The 16582-nt window shown below is 60.8% G+C and carries 13 protein-coding genes; 4 read left to right on the forward strand and 9 right to left on the reverse strand.

Going from position 1 to position 16582, the window contains the following annotated elements; translation table 11 throughout:
- Positions 1-213: 213 nt before the first annotated feature.
- Entirely contained in the window at positions 214-2427 is a 2214-nt protein-coding gene (locus tag ACK9YZ_RS24540; protein WP_416067931.1) for a TonB-dependent siderophore receptor, read from the forward strand.
- Between the two features lie 3 nt (positions 2428-2430).
- On the opposite strand, the gene ACK9YZ_RS24545 is transcribed toward ACK9YZ_RS24540, so the two are convergent.
- The 5 genes from ACK9YZ_RS24545 to ACK9YZ_RS24565 all read right to left on the reverse strand — a co-directional run bounded on the left by ACK9YZ_RS24545 (position 2431) and on the right by ACK9YZ_RS24565 (position 7651).
- Positions 2431-3504: an LLM class flavin-dependent oxidoreductase gene (locus ACK9YZ_RS24545; protein ID WP_416067932.1), complete on the reverse strand. Its 1074-nt coding sequence runs from the start codon at positions 3502-3504 to the stop codon at positions 2431-2433.
- A gap of 90 nt (positions 3505-3594) precedes the next feature.
- Complete coding sequence (locus ACK9YZ_RS24550; protein ID WP_416067933.1) at positions 3595-4971, reverse strand: LLM class flavin-dependent oxidoreductase; 1377 nt, start codon at positions 4969-4971, stop codon at positions 3595-3597.
- A 19-nt stretch (positions 4972-4990) separates the two neighbouring features.
- The gene (locus tag ACK9YZ_RS24555; protein WP_416067934.1) at positions 4991-5731 is read right to left on the reverse strand and encodes an ABC transporter ATP-binding protein; all 741 of its coding nucleotides are present in this window, start codon (positions 5729-5731) and stop codon (positions 4991-4993) included.
- Positions 5707-6585 carry an ABC transporter permease gene (locus ACK9YZ_RS24560; RefSeq protein ID WP_416067935.1) on the reverse strand — a complete coding sequence of 293 codons (879 nt, stop codon included), beginning with the start codon at positions 6583-6585 and terminating at the stop codon, positions 5707-5709. The genes ACK9YZ_RS24555 and ACK9YZ_RS24560 overlap by 25 nt, the downstream gene beginning before the upstream one ends.
- Positions 6586-6625: 40 nt before the next feature.
- The gene (locus tag ACK9YZ_RS24565; RefSeq protein ID WP_416067936.1) at positions 6626-7651 is read right to left on the reverse strand and encodes an ABC transporter substrate-binding protein; all 1026 of its coding nucleotides are present in this window, start codon (positions 7649-7651) and stop codon (positions 6626-6628) included.
- 429 nt (positions 7652-8080) lie between these two features.
- Here ACK9YZ_RS24565 and ACK9YZ_RS24570 point away from each other — a divergent pair, with 429 nt between their 5' ends.
- Positions 8081-9646 (forward strand): diguanylate cyclase domain-containing protein, encoded by a 1566-nt coding sequence (locus ACK9YZ_RS24570; protein WP_416067937.1) that lies wholly within the window; start codon positions 8081-8083, stop codon positions 9644-9646.
- An 8-nt stretch (positions 9647-9654) separates the two neighbouring features.
- Here ACK9YZ_RS24570 and ACK9YZ_RS24575 read toward each other — a convergent pair whose 3' ends face one another.
- Positions 9655-10521 carry a LysR substrate-binding domain-containing protein gene (locus ACK9YZ_RS24575; protein WP_416067938.1) on the reverse strand — a complete coding sequence of 289 codons (867 nt, stop codon included), beginning with the start codon at positions 10519-10521 and terminating at the stop codon, positions 9655-9657.
- Positions 10522-10666: 145 nt separating this feature from the next.
- On the opposite strand from ACK9YZ_RS24575, the gene ACK9YZ_RS24580 reads away from it, so the two are divergent.
- Entirely contained in the window at positions 10667-11524 is an 858-nt protein-coding gene (locus ACK9YZ_RS24580) for an urea carboxylase-associated family protein (RefSeq protein WP_416067939.1), read from the forward strand.
- A gap of 36 nt (positions 11525-11560) precedes the next feature.
- On the opposite strand, the gene ACK9YZ_RS24585 is transcribed toward ACK9YZ_RS24580, so the two are convergent.
- Positions 11561-12826, reverse strand: coding sequence for a glycerate kinase type-2 family protein (locus ACK9YZ_RS24585; protein ID WP_416067940.1), 1266 nt, complete (start codon positions 12824-12826; stop codon positions 11561-11563).
- Positions 12827-12997: 171 nt separating this feature from the next.
- On the opposite strand from ACK9YZ_RS24585, the gene ACK9YZ_RS24590 reads away from it, so the two are divergent.
- Positions 12998-14290: an MFS transporter gene (locus ACK9YZ_RS24590; RefSeq protein WP_416067941.1), complete on the forward strand. Its 1293-nt coding sequence runs from the start codon at positions 12998-13000 to the stop codon at positions 14288-14290.
- A 64-nt stretch (positions 14291-14354) separates the two neighbouring features.
- Here ACK9YZ_RS24590 and ACK9YZ_RS24595 read toward each other — a convergent pair whose 3' ends face one another.
- Positions 14355-15167, reverse strand: a complete 813-nt coding sequence (locus tag ACK9YZ_RS24595; protein WP_416067942.1) for an inositol monophosphatase family protein — start codon at positions 15165-15167, stop codon at positions 14355-14357.
- 20 nt (positions 15168-15187) lie between these two features.
- Positions 15188-16228, reverse strand: coding sequence for a LacI family DNA-binding transcriptional regulator (locus ACK9YZ_RS24600; RefSeq protein ID WP_216759255.1), 1041 nt, complete (start codon positions 16226-16228; stop codon positions 15188-15190).
- Positions 16229-16582 lie beyond the last annotated feature (354 nt).

Here is a 16582-nt window from a genome sequence, read left to right on the forward strand (position 1 = left end):
TGACTCCACTCAATTTTCCGAGCCTAGTGCGGATATCAGGCGCATCGGGCAAGCCTGTCGACGATGGTCCGCAGCCTTATCCAGTCGGAAAATCTGCCGATTAAAAGTTGACTACTACATTCATGAAAAGAATAAGCCTGCCCATCGCGGTTGCGCGAATTTTCAAGATCGACAGCATGAATGGGGCGATATCCGCAAGGATACGAAGGTTGGATGAAGCAGAGAAAGACGGCTGGGGCGGGCAACGGGATCAATCATTTAGGCGCGGTCTTTCTAATTTTAAGTGCGTGTGCTGCCTATCCGGTCATGGCTCAAGATGCGGCTGTCAATGCGAAGAAGACCGAGACGACAGCCGCCAAGAAGGGCAGCCGGGTCGACGGTGACATCACCGAACTGGAGCCGATCGTTGTCAGGGGCAGCAGCAGGGATGGCGACACACAGGGCTATCAGCCGATCTCCACCGTGACGGCAACGCGCACTGACACGCCGCTTATCGACATTCCGCAGGCGGTCAACATCGTCAGCCAGGACGTGCTGAAGGATCAGAAGGCACAGTCGCTCGACGATGCCCTCTCCAATATCAGTGGCATCGGCCAGTCGAACACGCTCGGCGGCACGCAGGATTCCTTCATCCGTCGCGGCTTCGGCGACAATCGTGACGGCTCGATCCTCACCAATGGTCTGAAGACCGCCTTGCCGCGCAGCTTCAATGCCACCTCCGACCGCGTCGAGGTGTTAAAAGGCCCAGCATCCACTCTCTACGGCATTCTCGATCCCGGCGGTATGATCAACGTCGTCACCAAGAAGCCGGAGCAGACATTCGGCGGTGAGGTTTATGGCTCGCTTTCGAGCTTCGGTGGTGGAACGACCGGGCTTGATTTCACCGGGCCGATCGAAGGCACGGATTTTGCGTACCGTATCATCGGCGAATACAAGAAGATCGATTACTGGCGCAATTTCGGCGAGACGCGCGACTGGATCATCTCTCCGTCGCTGACCTGGTTTGGCGAGGATACCGAGGTCACGCTCTCCTATACACATGAGGATTACAGCGTACCCTTCGATCGCGGCACGATCTTCGATCTCAATACCGGCCATGCGGTTGACGTTGATCCCAAGATCCGTTTCGACGAACCCTACAATATTTCTGAGGGCAGCTCCGATATAGCGACCCTCAACGTCAAGCATGAGTTCGACGACAACTGGAAACTCAATCTCGATTATAGCTACAGCTATAACGAATATTCCGACAACCAAGCCCGCGTCATGGCCTACAATGCCAGGAACGGAAATCTGACGCGGCGCGCCGACGCGACGCAGGGCTCGGAAATCTACAATCACGCCGTCCGCGCCGATCTGACCGGTGATGTCGAGATCGGTGGCTTGCGCAATGAATTGCTGTTCGGCGCTTCCTATGACTATGCAGATACGTTCCGCAGCGATCTGATCCGTTGCCCGCAATCGGTGAACTTCAACATCTATAATCCGGTCTATGGCAAGATGCCGGCCTGCACGACCGTGTCTGCGGCTGACAGCGACCAGACCGAAAAGATCAATACGGCCTCGGCTTACTTTCAGGATTCGCTCTATCTCACCGATCAGTGGATCCTGGTGGGTGGTCTGCGATACCAGCACTATGACCTGATGGCCGGCAAGGGACGTCCGTTTGTTACCAATACGGACAGCAGTGGCGACAAGTGGCTTCCGCGCGGCGGCATCGTCTACAAGCTGACGCCGGATGTCTCCTTCTATGCCAATGCGGCTGAGACCTTCCGGCCGCAATCCTCGATCGCCAGCTATTACGGCAACCTGCCGCCGGAAGAGGGTGTCTCCTATGAGATCGGCAGCAAGTTCGAGATGATGGACGGGCTGACCGCCAATGTGGCGCTCTATACCAGCGACAAGAAGAACGTCGCCTACAATGAAGCGGATCCGCTCACCGGGCTAACCGTCGTTAAAACGGCCGGCCTCGTGCGCGCCCGTGGCGTCGAAGTCGATATCGCCGGCGAGATCACCGATGAACTGAGCCTGATTGCCAGCTACAGTTTTACCGATGCGGAAGTGTTGAAGGGCGACTATGCGGGCAACTGGCCGGTCAATGTGCCGCGTCATACCGGCTCGCTGTTCCTAACCTATGATTTCGGCGGGGTTGGCGGCAACGGTAACACGCTGAAGATCGGCGCCGGCATTCGCGGCGCCGGCAAGCGGGCAGGCATCAATACCAATGCCTATTTCCTGCCGGGCTACATGGTGGCGGACGCTTTTGCGGCCTACACCGTGCAGTTCGAACGGCCGCTGACGGTACAGCTCAACCTGAAGAACATTTTCGACAAGACCTATTATACCTCCTCGATCGGTTCCACGGCGCTCGCAAACCAGATCGGCGAACCCTTCAGCGCCACGCTTTCGGCAAGCGTGAAGTTCTGAGCGTCATGATGCCCTGAGCAGGGGCAGCAGTTGTGCGCCCTGTCGTTTGATCTCCGAAAGATAGGGCGTGTCGGACAACACGAAATGGCTGATGCCGAGTTCCCGGTAATTGCGCAATGAGCGGGCGACATCCGCTGCAGAACCCACGAGCCAAGTCGTGCCCGCCCCGCCGCCGCCGAACTTGCCGGGCATGGTGTAGAGATTGTCGTCAAGCACTTCGCTGCGCTGGTGCAGATCGAGCAGGCGCTGCTGGCCGACGGCGACGGCGCGGTGGTGATCGTGCCAGCCAGCACCGCTATTGTTTGCCATCTCGGCGACCTTCGCCTCTGCGTCGGCCCAGGCCACTTCGGTGGTGTCGCGCACCAGCGTCGTGATCCTCAGCCCGAATTGAAGCGGTGGCAGGTCGCGGTCGAGGTCACGGCTCAGCTTCTTCAGGCGTTCGATCCGCTCCCTCACGCCATCGAGCGGTTCACCCCAGAAGAGCTGAACATCGGCTTCAGTAGCGGAGACACGCTCCGCTGCTTCCGAGGCGCCGCCGAAATAGAGTTTCGGATGACGCCGCTCGCCGCGGGCTTCGATGCGCGGCACGACGGTGGATTCGCGGACCCCGAAATGTTCACCGGCATAAGTGACGTTTTCCTCGGTCCATAGTTTTCGCACCAGCCGCATGAATTCCTTGGTGCGGCCGTAGCGATGCGCCTGATCGCCCTCGCTGTCGCCATAGGCAGCAAGATTGTCCTTGCCAGAGACGATATTGATGCGCACCCGCCCACCGGTGAGATGGTCGAGCGAGGCTGCCGCCGACGCGAAATTCGCCGGCCGCCAGTAGCCGGGGCGGATTGCGATCAGCGGCTCGAAGGTGGTGGTGCGTGCCGCAAGCGCAGTGGCCAGCGTGAAGGTGTCGGGACGGCCCCAGCCGGTGCCGATGAGCGCGCCCTTCCAGCCGTGCTCTTCCAGCGCCCTGGCGTGGCTGGTCAGCGTTTCCAGGCTGTTATGGTCTGCGGTCGCGGAATCGCCGCGATGGCCGGGTTTGACGGCATTGGGGATATACCAAAGGAATTCCGGATTGCTGCTCATGCGATATGCCCGCCGTTCTCTGTGATTGAATGAGAAGGAATAGTGCGGCCGGCTGCGTTGCGATCGCCCGCATGTTCCGCGAAGGAGGGATTATCCGGCCGCCCGGGCCGATGTGCCCTGCCGGGCTCTCAGCGCCAGCCCATTCGGTGGACGCCGCAGACCGAGGTTCTCGCGCAGCGTCGTGCCTTCGTACTCCTCGCGGAAAAGACCGCGCTTGCGCAGGATCGGCACGACCTGATCGACGAAGTCGGTCAGCCCCTTCGGCAGGACCGGCGGCATGATGTTGAAGGCATCCGCCGCACCATTGTCGAACCATTCCTGCATCGCGTCGGCCACCTGCTCCGGCGTGCCGACAACCGTGCGGTGGCCGCGGGCGGTCGCGACCGCCAGGTAGAATTCGCGCAGCGTCATATTGTTGCGCGAGACAAGGTCGGTAACCAGTTTGAGGCGGCTCTTGTTGAGCTCGGTGTTGTCAGGCAGCGGCGGGGCTGGATCGTCGAGCGAATATCCGGAGAGATCGACGCCCTTGTAGTGGCGCGACAGGATGTTCCAGGCGACCGAGGGATGAACCAGCGACTGGATATAGTCGTAATTTTCCCGTGCTTCGGCCTCCGTGCCGCCTAAGACCGGGAAGATGCCGGGGCTGATCAGCAGTTCATCCGGGCTGCGTCCATAGCGGCCGAGCCGTCCCTTGACGTCCGCATAAAATTCCTGGGCGTCCTCCAGCGTCTGGTTCGCGGTGAAGATCATCTCGGCGGTGCGCGCCGCGAGCTCGCGACCCGGCTCGGATGCGCCGGCCTGGACGATGACGGGATAGCCCTGCACCGGGCGGCCGACATTCAAGGGGCCGCTGACGGAGAAGAACTGGCCTTTGTGGTCGAGCTGATGCACCTTGTCCGGATCGAGATAGACGCCGCTTTCCTTGTCACGGATGAAGGCGTCGTCCTCATAGGAATCCCACAAGCCCTTCACCAGATCGACGAATTCCTCTGCCCGCGCATAACGGTCGGCATGAGCCGGATGGCCGGGGATCGAGAAATTCTTGGAGACATCGGCTCCCGTGGTGACGACGTTCCAGGCCGCGCGCCCCTTGGAGATATAGTCGAGCGAGGCGAATTTGCGGGCAAGCAGATAGGGGTCTTCATAGGTGGTGGAGGCGGTTGCGACAAAGCCGATATGGCTTGTGACCTGAGAAAGCGCCGCCCACAGGGTCACCGGCTCGAAATGGGCGCCCTGCGCGGTGCGGCGCAGCGCTTCGGGGTCTTTGGCCCGCTCCCAGCCGGCCGGGCTGTCGGCAACGAAAACCAGGTCGAATTTGCCGCGCTCGGCGGTCTGGGCGAGCTCGCGATAGTGATCGACATTCAGGCCGGCATCGGCTTGTGCGTCCGGGTGGCGCCAGGCGGCGACATGATGGCCGGTTGCCATGATGAACGCGCCAAGCCGTATCTGTCTTTTCTGATTAGCCATGATGACGATCTCCTTGGTTTCAGGCAGCGTGACGGCCGGGGGCATCAACCCCGAGCCGTCTCAGAAGACGGGTTCGGATCTCTGCGAAACGCGCATCGCCATGGTCGCGCGGCACGGCCAAGTCGATACGCAGATCCTCGACAAAACGGCCCTCATCGAGCACCAGGATTCGGTCGGCGAGCGAGATCGCCTCATCGACATCATGGGTGACGAGCAGAACGGCGGGGCGGTGTTTTGCACAAAGCTCCCGCAAGAGGTCATGCATCTTCAGCCGGGTCAGCGCATCGAGCGCGCCGAAGGGTTCGTCGGCCAGCAGCAGGACCGGCTCACGCACCAGTGAGCGGGCGAGTGCCACCCTCTGCTGTTCGCCGCCGGAAAGCTGGTTCGGCCAGGCAGTTTCCCGTCCTTCGAGACCGACTTCGGCGAGCGCCCTGCGTCCGGCTTTCTGTCCGGCTTTATCCGGCAGACCGAGCGTCACGTTCTGAATGACCGTGCGCCAGGGCAGCAGACGGGCATCCTGAAAGACGACCGAAAGTTCTTCCGGCGTCTCAAGCGTCCCAGTTCCCTCGACCTCGTGGTCGAGGCCGGCAAGGGCTCTGAGGAACGTGCTCTTGCCTGAGCCGCTTTTGCCGAGCAGGGCGACGAACTCGCCCTCGCCGATATCGAGATCGACGCCGTCGAGGATTGTCTTCGCCGCAAAACGTCGCACGAGCTTTTCCACATGCACGGCAGGTTTCAGTTGGCCAGAGTGCGGCGCCATGACAGGACCCTCCGTTCGAGCAGGCGGACGAGGCCGTCCGAGACGAGGCCGAGCAGCACATAGACCACGAGGCCGACGAGAATGACGTCCGTCTGGCCATAGGTGCGGGCAAGATCGATCATGTAGCCGAGGCCGCTGGTGGAGTTGATCTGTTCGACCACCACGAGCGACACCCAGCAGAGGGTCACGGCAAAGCGTAGACCGAGAAGGAAGCCGGGCAGAGCGCCGGGCAGCACGACCTGAAAGACGAAATCCTTCTGGCTCATGCGGAGCGTCTCGGCGAGTTCGACATAGCGGCTGTCGATGCTGCGCAGTGCGTTGTGCGTGTGGATGTAAATCGGAATGATGACGGCAAGCACGATGGTCGTGACCTTCATGCCTTCGCCAATCCCGAACCACAGGATAAAAAGCGGGATCAGCGCCAGCGTCGGGATGGCACGCTTGATCTGGATCGGGCCATCGATCAGCGCCTCGCCGATGCGGGACAGACCGGCGAGGACCGCGAGAGCCGTGCCGATGACAAGCCCGATGCTGAGGCCGAGCAGCGCACGGGTCGCAGAGGTCAGGAAATTATCCTGAAGGCGACCCTCGGCGATCAACCGTCCAAAGGCCTCGACGACCGTCCAGGGCGCCGAGAGAATGCGCGGATCGATCCACCCCAATGCCGATCCGGCAACCCAGGCCAGCACCAGCAGTGCCGGACCGATCTGCAGTCCGAAGGGCATCTCGCGTCCGGGGCCGAGCCTGCGACGGGCGCGGGAGGCTGAGGGTTTTGCCGTGTCGGTGACGCCAGCGCTTCCACGCGGCGATATCCGTGACGCCTTGACGTTATCTGCATCCCAGGTGGTTGCCATGCTTGCGATCTCCTCTCTTCGCTATGGACGGCATGTGCGATCACTGGCTTCTTGGCAGAGCGCCTGCGGCGATTTTTTCGAAGCGGTTGTCGAAGATCTGTTCGACGTCGAAGGGCTTGTAGCCAAGCTCGCTGGCCAAGAGGTTGATGGTTTCCTGATGGCGCTTCTTCACGTCCGCCCAGCTATCGGGGATGACCTGGGTGCCTGCGAGCTTGATAAGAAATTCGGCATCCTCGCGGCTGAGGCCCTGCTGGCCGATGTAATATTCCCTGATCCAGATCTCGGGGTTCTGATCGACCCATTCGGTTGCGCGCGCCCAGAGGCGGACATATTCGGCAAGGGCGGCTGCTTTTGCGGGATCGTCCAGCACCCATTGCGGTGCATAGAGATGGGCTGGGTCGTCACGCAGGCCGTGCTCGACGAGGCTTGCGCCATCTGAGCCATATTGACTGATGTAGCGACGGATATTGACGCCGCCGAGCGGCGCGATATCGACCTGCTTGCTTGCCAGTGCCTTCGGATAGACGTCACCGGTGCTCGGCAACTCGACGAGCGTGGCGTCTTTCTTTGTCAGGCCTGCGGCATGGAGCGCGCGAAGCACGAGCGTACCTTGGGCCTGGCCAGGGCTGAAGGCGATGCGCTTGCCGCGGAAATCTGCGAGCGACTTGACGTCGACGTCGGGCGCAATGCCGAAGCGGTAGATTGGATTGGCAATCGGGTCTTTGCGTTCGCGATAGGCGATATTGCGGACGGGCAGGTTGTTCCAGGTTGCGAAGATCGACGGGATTTCGGCCACGGAGCCGACATCAAGTGCATGCGCGCGGAAGGCTTCGGAGGTTTGCGGGCCGCCGCTGAGATTGGCCCATTTGACCTCGAAGGTGAGTTCCTTGACGAGGCCGGAAACCTCCAGAGCTTTCTGCGTGATCGGATCACCGATCGTCAGAACCGTTCCCGTCGGCACCTTGTCGAGCAGTGGTGCGCTTGCCTCGGCCGCTGCAACGCTGCTGAGCATGCCAAGAGAGATGAGGCCGAGCACAGCCGTTCCCAGTGTTTTTGCCAATGTCATCGTTGATGTTTCCCGTTTGAGGTTGCAATGTCAGGAAGCGATGACGGCAAGGGTGTCGAATTATCTATAAAATCTATAGACGATTTATTTCTTTCGTTTGCCGGTTCATGAAAAATCATACCAATTGTGCCAGCGTGGCGGACTCGCGTGTTGTTGGTCGAGGGCATGGCTGTTCCTTGCTGAGGCAAGAAGACGCGGGCCGACCTTGGGATATAATCGAAGTGAAAGCGGTGAAAACAATTCAGTACCCAAGCCATTCCGTCCTGGAACATTCCATTCTGGTCTTCTCTTAACTTTCGAGAAACCTTGTCTTGCTTCGGGTTGGCTATGAAATTCTCGCTCTCTGATAGTTGGTTACATTCCTTTACGTTCCGCTGTTAAAGTCACAGCCGAAAGATCTGCTTAAGCGACTTGACGGTTGGACTGACGATGCTTGGTGCTGAGATCCCTGCATTCCTGGAGGCGTGTCCGATGGCGGTGCTCGTGCTCGACGCCGCCGACCGCGTCATCTTTGTCAATGCCGAAGCCCGGCATCTCCTCCAACTCGAAGACCAGCCTGCCGGAATGGACATTGCCGAACTCATGCCGGAATGGCCGCTGTTCTCAGGCGTCTCCACCGCTTTCACCAGCGATCGTTCCGGTCATCGTCGATCATACCGCGTACAGGTCATGAAATGGTCCGCAGGCACAGAGACGGTCACAGCTGCTTTCCTCGAGCCTGTTGATGACGAGCGTCCGGCAGGTTACGCGGCGCGCGAGGCCAATCTGCGCCTGCGCTATGTCATAGAGATGCTGCCGGAAGCGGTCTGCGTGTTCGACGCCAACGACCGCTATGTTCTCTGGAACCAGAAATATGCCGAGCTTTATGCCGACATAGCCGAGCACCTGAGGCCCGGTGCCGCGTTCGAGGATATTTTGAGGACCAGTCTCGCCGGGGACAAGATGCGAGAGCGCGTCGAGGACAAGGAGGCCTGGTTCAGCGCCCGCATGCAGAAATTCCGTCAGCCGGTTTCGCAGGAGGAACAGCAGGACGGCCGGTGGCTGCGCCACGACGACCGGCGCACGCCCCACGGTGGCGCCATCGGCATGCGCATCGATATTACCGGCCTCAAGCAGCGGGAAGACTGGCTTCGCCAATTGTTCGACGCCAATCCCATGCCCATGCTTTTGTGCGATGGCGAGAGCCTTGCCATTCTTCAGGCCAACCAGGCAGCCGTTGATTTCTATGGCTTCCAACTCGCGACGCTACTGTCGAAGCGGGCTTGCGACATGCATGTCGACGACGAACTCCAGGCATTCGAGAAGATCCTCCTTCATCTCGACGGTGACCGTGATGCACGAACGATCTGGCGACAGACGACGCTGGACGGATCGGAGCGCCACGTGCTGATCTATGTTCGCCAGCTCCTCGAGGGGGCCGAGCGCCGGCTGCTGCTCACCGTCGCCGACGTCAGCGACAGGATCCTTGCAGAGGCTGAGGCCAATCGTTTGGCACATCATGATATTCTCACAGGCCTGCCGAACAGGATGCAATTCTACAAAGCGCTCGAAAAAGCCCTTGCATCGGAGGATCGGGAAAAGGTCATCATCTGCTGCCTGGATCTGGATGGGTTCAAGCCTGTCAATGATACGTTTGGCCATGCTGCCGGCGATGATGTGCTGAAAAATGTCGCCGGCCGGCTGCAGATACATGCGCGGGGCCATCTGGTCGCCCGCCTCGGCGGTGATGAATTCGCAATCCTGATGAAGGGGCAAAGAGGTGAGGCGATTGATCTCGCTGAGCGCTGTATCGACGCCTTCCAACAGCCTTTTGTGATCAATGGACTTGCCATCCGTCTCGGTGTCAGCATCGGCATTGCTGCGGCGGACGGAGTGGACGGCGAAGCGCTCGTGCAGGAGGCGGACCGGGCGCTCTATCGCGCCAAGGCCGATGGCCGCAACACCTGGCGCATGACACCTCTGGATCTGCCTGTTCCGAAGCGGGCCAAGGCCTGATCGTCCCGTCAGTTCTCCTGTCTTGCAGCAAGCAGCCAATCACGAAGCGTTTTTGCCTCGCGCGAGAGGCCCTTTGCCTCGATGAGCCAATAAGCCTTGTCCATATCGGAAGCCCGCTCGAAGAGGGAAACAAGCGAACCTGCCGCGATCTCTTCTGCAATCAGCGCGGTTGGGCAAAGGCCGACACCCTGGCCACTGATCAACGAGCCGATCATGAGATTGAAGTCGGCAAAAATAGGTCCGGCCTTCGGCGCGGAATGGATGCCGGCACCTGACAGCCAGCGCGCCCAGGCATCGGTCGTCTCGTCATGCAGGATTTCGCAGGCAAGCAGGTCGGCTGGCTTGTGAAATGGGCCATGCCGGGCGAGGAATTCTGCCGAACAGGTTGGTCTGGTTTCGGCATCAAGGAGCTTGATGGCGCCGGTGCTCGGCCGGAATCCGTGGCAGATCAGCAGGTCGGCACCGGCCGCTTCGGGCGTCCTGGCATCCAGCGCATAGACGATGTTGATCCTGATTTCAGGAAAAGCAATTCTCAGTCTGGGCAGCTGCGGAATGAGCCATCGCACTGCCATGGAGGGAATGCACGCAACGCTGACCGGGCGGCTGTTTGCTTCCAGCCTCAACTGCCCGGCGGCGACTTCGATATGCGCCAACGCATAGGTGACGGCCGCGCCAAATTCCCTGCCGGCGGCCGTCAACGTCACGCCACGGCTATGACGCCGAAACAGGGGGATACGGAGCCAAGTCTCCATTGCCTTCACGTGCTGGCTGATGCCGGTGGGATTCAGATTCAGTTCGGCAGCCGCCCGGACAAAGCTTTCGTGGCGCGCGGCCGCTTCGAATGCCCGTAGGGATGCGAGGGGAAGGTTTCTCATGTCGAGATGACTAAGCAAAACTTGTCCATAGAGCAAGAATCATCTCGGTTGCCCAATGCCGCAGCCTCGCTAAGAGTGCTCATCGACTTATCGTGTCTCGCGGGGCACAAGACCCGAAAACCGCCAGCGGAGCGAAAATATCAGGATGTCGAAACAGTCGATCGTGCCAATTCCTTCTGACGCAGCCGAGCGACGCGCAGCACCGCCCGTGGTCGTCTATCCCGTCGAGACGCTGCCGTTGGCCGATCTCAGTCTTTTCGAGAGTGCGCGGCAAACGCTGACGAAGGTCAGCGAACTGATCGTGCCGCCGCGCGAGGCGAGCAGCTTCCATGTTCCGCAGGGGCATTTCTTTCGCATCGTCAGCGTGGACGGCCCGCAGGTCGGTGACCTTAATCTGTGGAACGCCGCCGATCTCACCGAACGTTTTTTCAGCGGCAAGACGCGGGCGCTGCATGCCACCCATGTCGGTGTCGGTGATCGTCTCTGGAGCACGCTGCCATACCTGCGCCCCATGGCGACCATCACCTATGACAGTCTCGGCTGGTATGGTTGGGATGAGGATGGCGCCGGCATTCATGACGTCATCGGCACCCGCTGCGATCCCTATACCAACCGATTGCTGAAGGGCGGTGATTATCATCACTGTTGCCATTCGAACCTGACGCGGGCGCTTGCCGCCGACACGGGCATGCCGCTCGAACAGGCCGAGATGCATGTGCATGACGTGCTGAATGTCTTCATGTGCACCGGCTTCACCAGGGATACACACCAGTATTTCATGAAGGCCAGTCCCGTGCGGCCGGGAGATTTCATCGAATTCTTTGCAGAGATCGATCTTCTCGGCGCCTTGTCGGCCTGCCCGGGCGGCGATTGCGGCGCAAGCCATTCCAGCGATGCGGCCGCCTGCCATCCTTTGAAAGTCGAGGTATGGAAGCCCGATCCCGCGACACTCGCCAACTGGAGGCCGCCGGAGCCAAATCCCTACCCGAGAACGCATCGGTAGAGCGGTGAGCCGCCCTGATCTTGCGTGGACGAGCGGTCAGGCGATCAGGATTGCCCTGAAGTCGTTGACATTGGTGCCGGTCGGGCCGGTTTCGAACAGGTCGCCGATGGCTTTGAAGCCGGAATAGCTGTCGTTACCGTCGAGCACGCGGCGTGGGTCGAGGCCGGCAGCGCGCAGCCGCTTGACCGTACCGCCGTCGGAAAATGCACCGGCATTGTTCTCCGAGCCGTCGATGCCGTCAGTGTCGGCGGCAAGCACGTGAATGGCGTCATACCCGTCGATCGCCAGTGCGAGCGCGAGCGCGAATTCGCAGTTGCGGCCGCCTTTGCCGCCCTTGGCGCGCAATGTCACCGTCGTCTCGCCGCCGGAGAGAATGACGACCGGCTTCGTGAAAGGCCGGTCGCGACCCGCGACCTCGCGGGCGATCGCCGCAAGCACCAGCGCCACGTCGCGCGCTTCCCCTTCGATGGAATCCGACAGGATCGCCGGTGTTATGCCCTGAGAACGGGCGAGCTCGGCTGCGGCTTCGAGCGATACGCCGGCCGAGGCGATGATGTGATGTTCGTGGCGGGCAAAGACCGGATCGCTCGGCCGCGGCGCGTCGGCCTTGGGGGAGTTCAGATGATCGATAGCCGCCTGTGGGAGCTTGAGGCTGTATTGCCGGATGATCTGAAGCGCATCATGCCGGGTTGAGCTGTCGGGAACGGTCGGGCCAGAGGCTACATGGGCGGGGTTGTCGCCGGGAATATCGGAGACGATCAGGCTGACGAAGCGGGCTTTGGTTGCGGCAGCCAGCCGTCCGCCCTTGATGGTAGAGAGATGCTTGCGCACGACGTTCATGGCCGAAATCGGTGCGCCCGAGGCAAGCAGCAGTTCATTGAGCAGGATCTCGTCCTGCAGCGTCAGCCCTTCGGGCGGGGAAGGCAGCAGCGCCGAGCCGCCGCCGCAGATCAGGGCAATGACGAGATCGTCCTCACTCAATCCTGCGACAGCTGCCATCAGCTGCCTGGAGGCGGCAAGGCCGGCGGCATCGGGAACCGGATGGGCAGCTTCGATGATCTTAATGTTCTGCGTTTCGCAGCCATAGCCGTAGCGGGTAACGACCACGCCTTCGAGGGGCCCGACCCACACGCCTTCCAGCGCACGCGCCATCTGTGCCGCTCCCTTGCCGGCACCTATCACCACCGTCTTACCCCTGGGTTTTTGCGGCAGATGCGCGGTGATGCCAGTCAGGGGATCAGCGGCACGCACGGCTGCGGAAAAGAGCAAGGTCAGGAAATCGCGGGGGGAGGGCAGGGTCATGATGACCTCTCTGGAGATACGACGGGATGGATGGCTTCCGCTCCGTTAGGCATGACTGTCGACATATCGCTTGTCAATGCGGTGGCCTCCCCAACCGTCCGGCGCGGTTGATAATCTGCGACATGCGGCTATCTATCGAGAAGAAAAGCAACAACCATTTGGAGAATTTACATGGTCAACGAACAGCAGTTGATCTCGAAGATTACCTGGCGGCTCATGCCATTCCTCGGAATCCTTTACCTCATTGCATATATCGATCGTCAGAACGTCAGCTACGCCAAGCTCGAAATGGTCGATGCGCTCGGCATGAGCGAATATGCCTATGGCCTTGGCGCCTCGCTCTTTTTCATCGGCTATTTCCTCTTTGAAGTGCCGAGCAACCTGTTCCTCGACAGGTTCGGCGCACGCGTCTGGTTCGCCCGCATCCTGGTTTCCTGGGGCATCGTCACCATCCTGCTCTCCTATACGCAGAATGCGACGATGTTCTATATCCTGCGCTTCCTGCTCGGTGTCTGCGAGGCGGGCTTCTTTCCCGGCGTCCTCTATCTTCTGACGCTTTGGTTTCCGTCGTCCTATCGTGGCCGCATGGTAGGGCTGTTCATGATCTTCAGCGCGCTTGCCAATGCGGTCGGCGCGCCGGTTGGAGGCATGCTGCTCGATCTCGACGGCCTGCTCGGCCATGCAGGATGGCAATGGGTGTTTCTGGCAACCGGCATTCCGGCCGTCATCGCCGGTATCGTCACCTTCTTCTATTTTTACGACCGGCCCGAAAGTGCAAGTTTCCTCAGTGACAAGGAGAAGGACTGGCTCGCAAATCGGCTTGCATCCGAGAATTCCGGCATGGACCACAATGCCGAAAACGGCTTCAAGGCGCTCGTCGACCCCCGCGTCCTGTTGATGGCGCTCTGCTACATCGCCTTTCCGCTCGCAGCTTACGGCCTCAGCTACTGGCTGCCGACGATCGTTCGCGCCTTCGGTGTCAGCAACACCATGAACGGCTTCATCAACATCATCCCCTGGGTGCTCGTCGCGATCGCCTTATGGGCGGTGCCGGCTGCCGCTGACCGGGCGAAGGCAAAGACGCCCTATATCGTCATTCCGGCCTTCATCGGTGCTGCCTGCCTTCTCTTGTCCGCACTCGTTTCGAACCACGTGCTGCAATTCGTTTTTCTTTGCATTGCCGCAGCCGGCATCTTCGCGCCGCAGCCCGTCTTCTGGAGCCTGCCCTCGCGCTTCCTGAAGGGGGCGGGGGCTGCGGCCGGGCTTGCCGCCATCAATTCCGTCGGCAATCTCGGCGGCTTCGTTGCCCAGAACGTCGTGCCCTGGATCAAGGATGAGACGGGAAGCATCATTGCACCGATGTTCTTCCTGGCCGCCTGCCTTGCCGCCGGCGCACTGCTGGTCTTTGTCGTCGCGACCGTGATGGCGCGCAAGGAGCATGACGCCGTGCCGCGCGGCGCCTGACGACCCTGTAAATCAAAGCCTCGGCACCAAATGTGCCGAGGCTGTTTTCCGCAGGGCGGCGGACTTACGCCAATTCATCCTGCAGCGAGCGGCTGACGAGCCGCATGAGATCGTCCTTCACGCCGGGAGCTGCGGCAATGACCGGGCCACCGGTCAAAAGAGTGCCCTTGCCGGGGAAGGTTTCGGTCCAGCCGCCGGCCTCGCGGATCATCAACAGCCCGGCCATGCAGTCCCAGGCGTTGATATGCGGTTCATAATAGCCGGCGAGCCGACCGCAGGCGACCTGCGCCAGCATGAGCGCACCGGACCCGTTGCGGATGAACATGCCACCTGCCTCCAGCAGCAGGTGGATGAAGATCGAGACCTGCTTCAGCGGAATGCGGAAATTGGCGCCGACACCGAGAAGCCCGGTGCCGATCCTGGTGGTCTTGTCGACGCTGATCGCCTTGCCGTTCAGAAAGGCGCCGGCGCCTTTCCTCGCCACGAAAAGATCGCCCGATGTCGGTTGGCAGATGAGGCCGAGCACGGTTTCTTCGCCCTTCATGATGGCGATCGAGATGCACCATTGGTCGATGCCGTGCACGAAGCAGCTCGTGCCATCGATGGGATCGACGACCCAGAGATAACCGGAAGGACCTTCTGCCAGTCCTGCCTCTTCACCGAGCACGCCATCATCGGGGAAGGCGGCGGTGATGCGCTCGCGGATCATTGCTTCCACGGCCTTATCGGCCTGGCTCACAACATCCTGGCCGTTCAGCTTGTGGCCTGTTTCCAGTGAGGAGAGATCGGAGAAGTAGGAGAGCGCCTTACCTGCCGCATCAAGGATCACGTCTTTGGCAAGCACGAAGCGGGCATCATCAGGAAATTCGCAATGCATGGGGATCTTTCGGAAAGGAATCAGGGCCTGAAGCTCTGGCGGAAAACGAGCTCAGGAATGACGCGTTCATAACCCGGCGGCAAGTCCGGATTTGCCAGGCGCCGCTCCATCAGTTCGACGGCGCGCAGCGCCATGACCAGCGGATCCTGACGGAAGGTGGTCAACTGATAGCTCAGCCAGGACGCCTCGGGAACATCGTCGAAGCCGATGATGGCGACATCCTCGGGAATGCGCAGCTTGGTCTCCTGCCGCACATAGTCCATCAGCCCAAAGGCGATCTGGTCGTTGGCGCAGTAGACGGCGTCGGGACGCATCTTTTGCGAAAACAGGGCGCGGCCCGCGGTAATGCCGCTCTCATAATCCGAATCCGCGCCGCGCCCGATGAACACTTCTGCGCCCAGACCTTCGGCCGTCGACAGGAAGGCGCTTTCGCGCTCGATGATGCTCGGTGTGCCGGTGTGGGAGCCGGCAACTGCCAGGCGGCGTCGTCCACCCTCGAAAAAGACTGTCGCCGCCTTGCGGGAGGCTTCCGAGTTGCCGGCGCGCACATGGTCGGCATCCGGTTCGGAGCGGCCGATGACGATGAGCGGCTGGCCGTTGCGCTGCGCAAGCTCGAAGAAGCTTGCCGGCGGCGAGCCGGAAAGGATGATGATCGCCTCTGCGCGATGGCCGATCAGCATCTTCTGGGCGGCCAGCAGTTCGACTTCCGTCTGGCCGGTGTTGATGAGGATCGGAATGCTGCCGCGCTGGATCAGGAACTTGGCGAGCGCTGCGGCGAGATGGGCGCGGAAGCCGATTTCCGGCTTGGTGGCGACAATGCCGACAAGACGGCTCTGATTGGCCAGTACGCCGCGCGCAAGATCGTTGACGTGGTAGCCGAGTTCCTCAGCCGCGCGCAGCACCTTCTCGCGCGTCGCGGGTGCAACGCTTGCTCCCGGCGTAAAGGTGCGCGATACGGCCGAGCGGGAAACACCGGCAAGCTGCGCCACCTGTTCGGCGCTCACGAAGCGCATGCGCTCCTTCTTCTGTGCCTTGCCGTCGTTCACAGGACCATCACTCATCGGGTTTCCCTCAACGCGCCCCGTGCGCGATAAAAACATTTGCCTTCCAGCACCGCTCAACGATCAGCATTGAAGACCGGTGCTGGATGAGCCGCGGACGGGTGATGCGATGTGGCAATCTCCACCAGCAGATGATGAAGAGAGAAACGATGGCAGTAAGTTGACACTGGTCGCGCCGGAGGGGCGGTCCAAGTCTTGTCGTTTCAGGAATTCATCCCCGTCCATTTTCTCTGCCCATTGCGCGGGTGCAATCATGTGGCACAGCCGTGCAATTGCCCGGGCCGACACCTAACGGCGGTTCTTTGCAGACGAATGACAGATGAGAGATTTTTCCGGCTGAGCGGAATGAGCCGC

The sequence above is a fragment of the Rhizobium sp. ZK1 genome, from assembly GCF_047782645.1.
Taxonomy (GTDB): domain Bacteria; phylum Pseudomonadota; class Alphaproteobacteria; order Rhizobiales; family Rhizobiaceae; genus Rhizobium.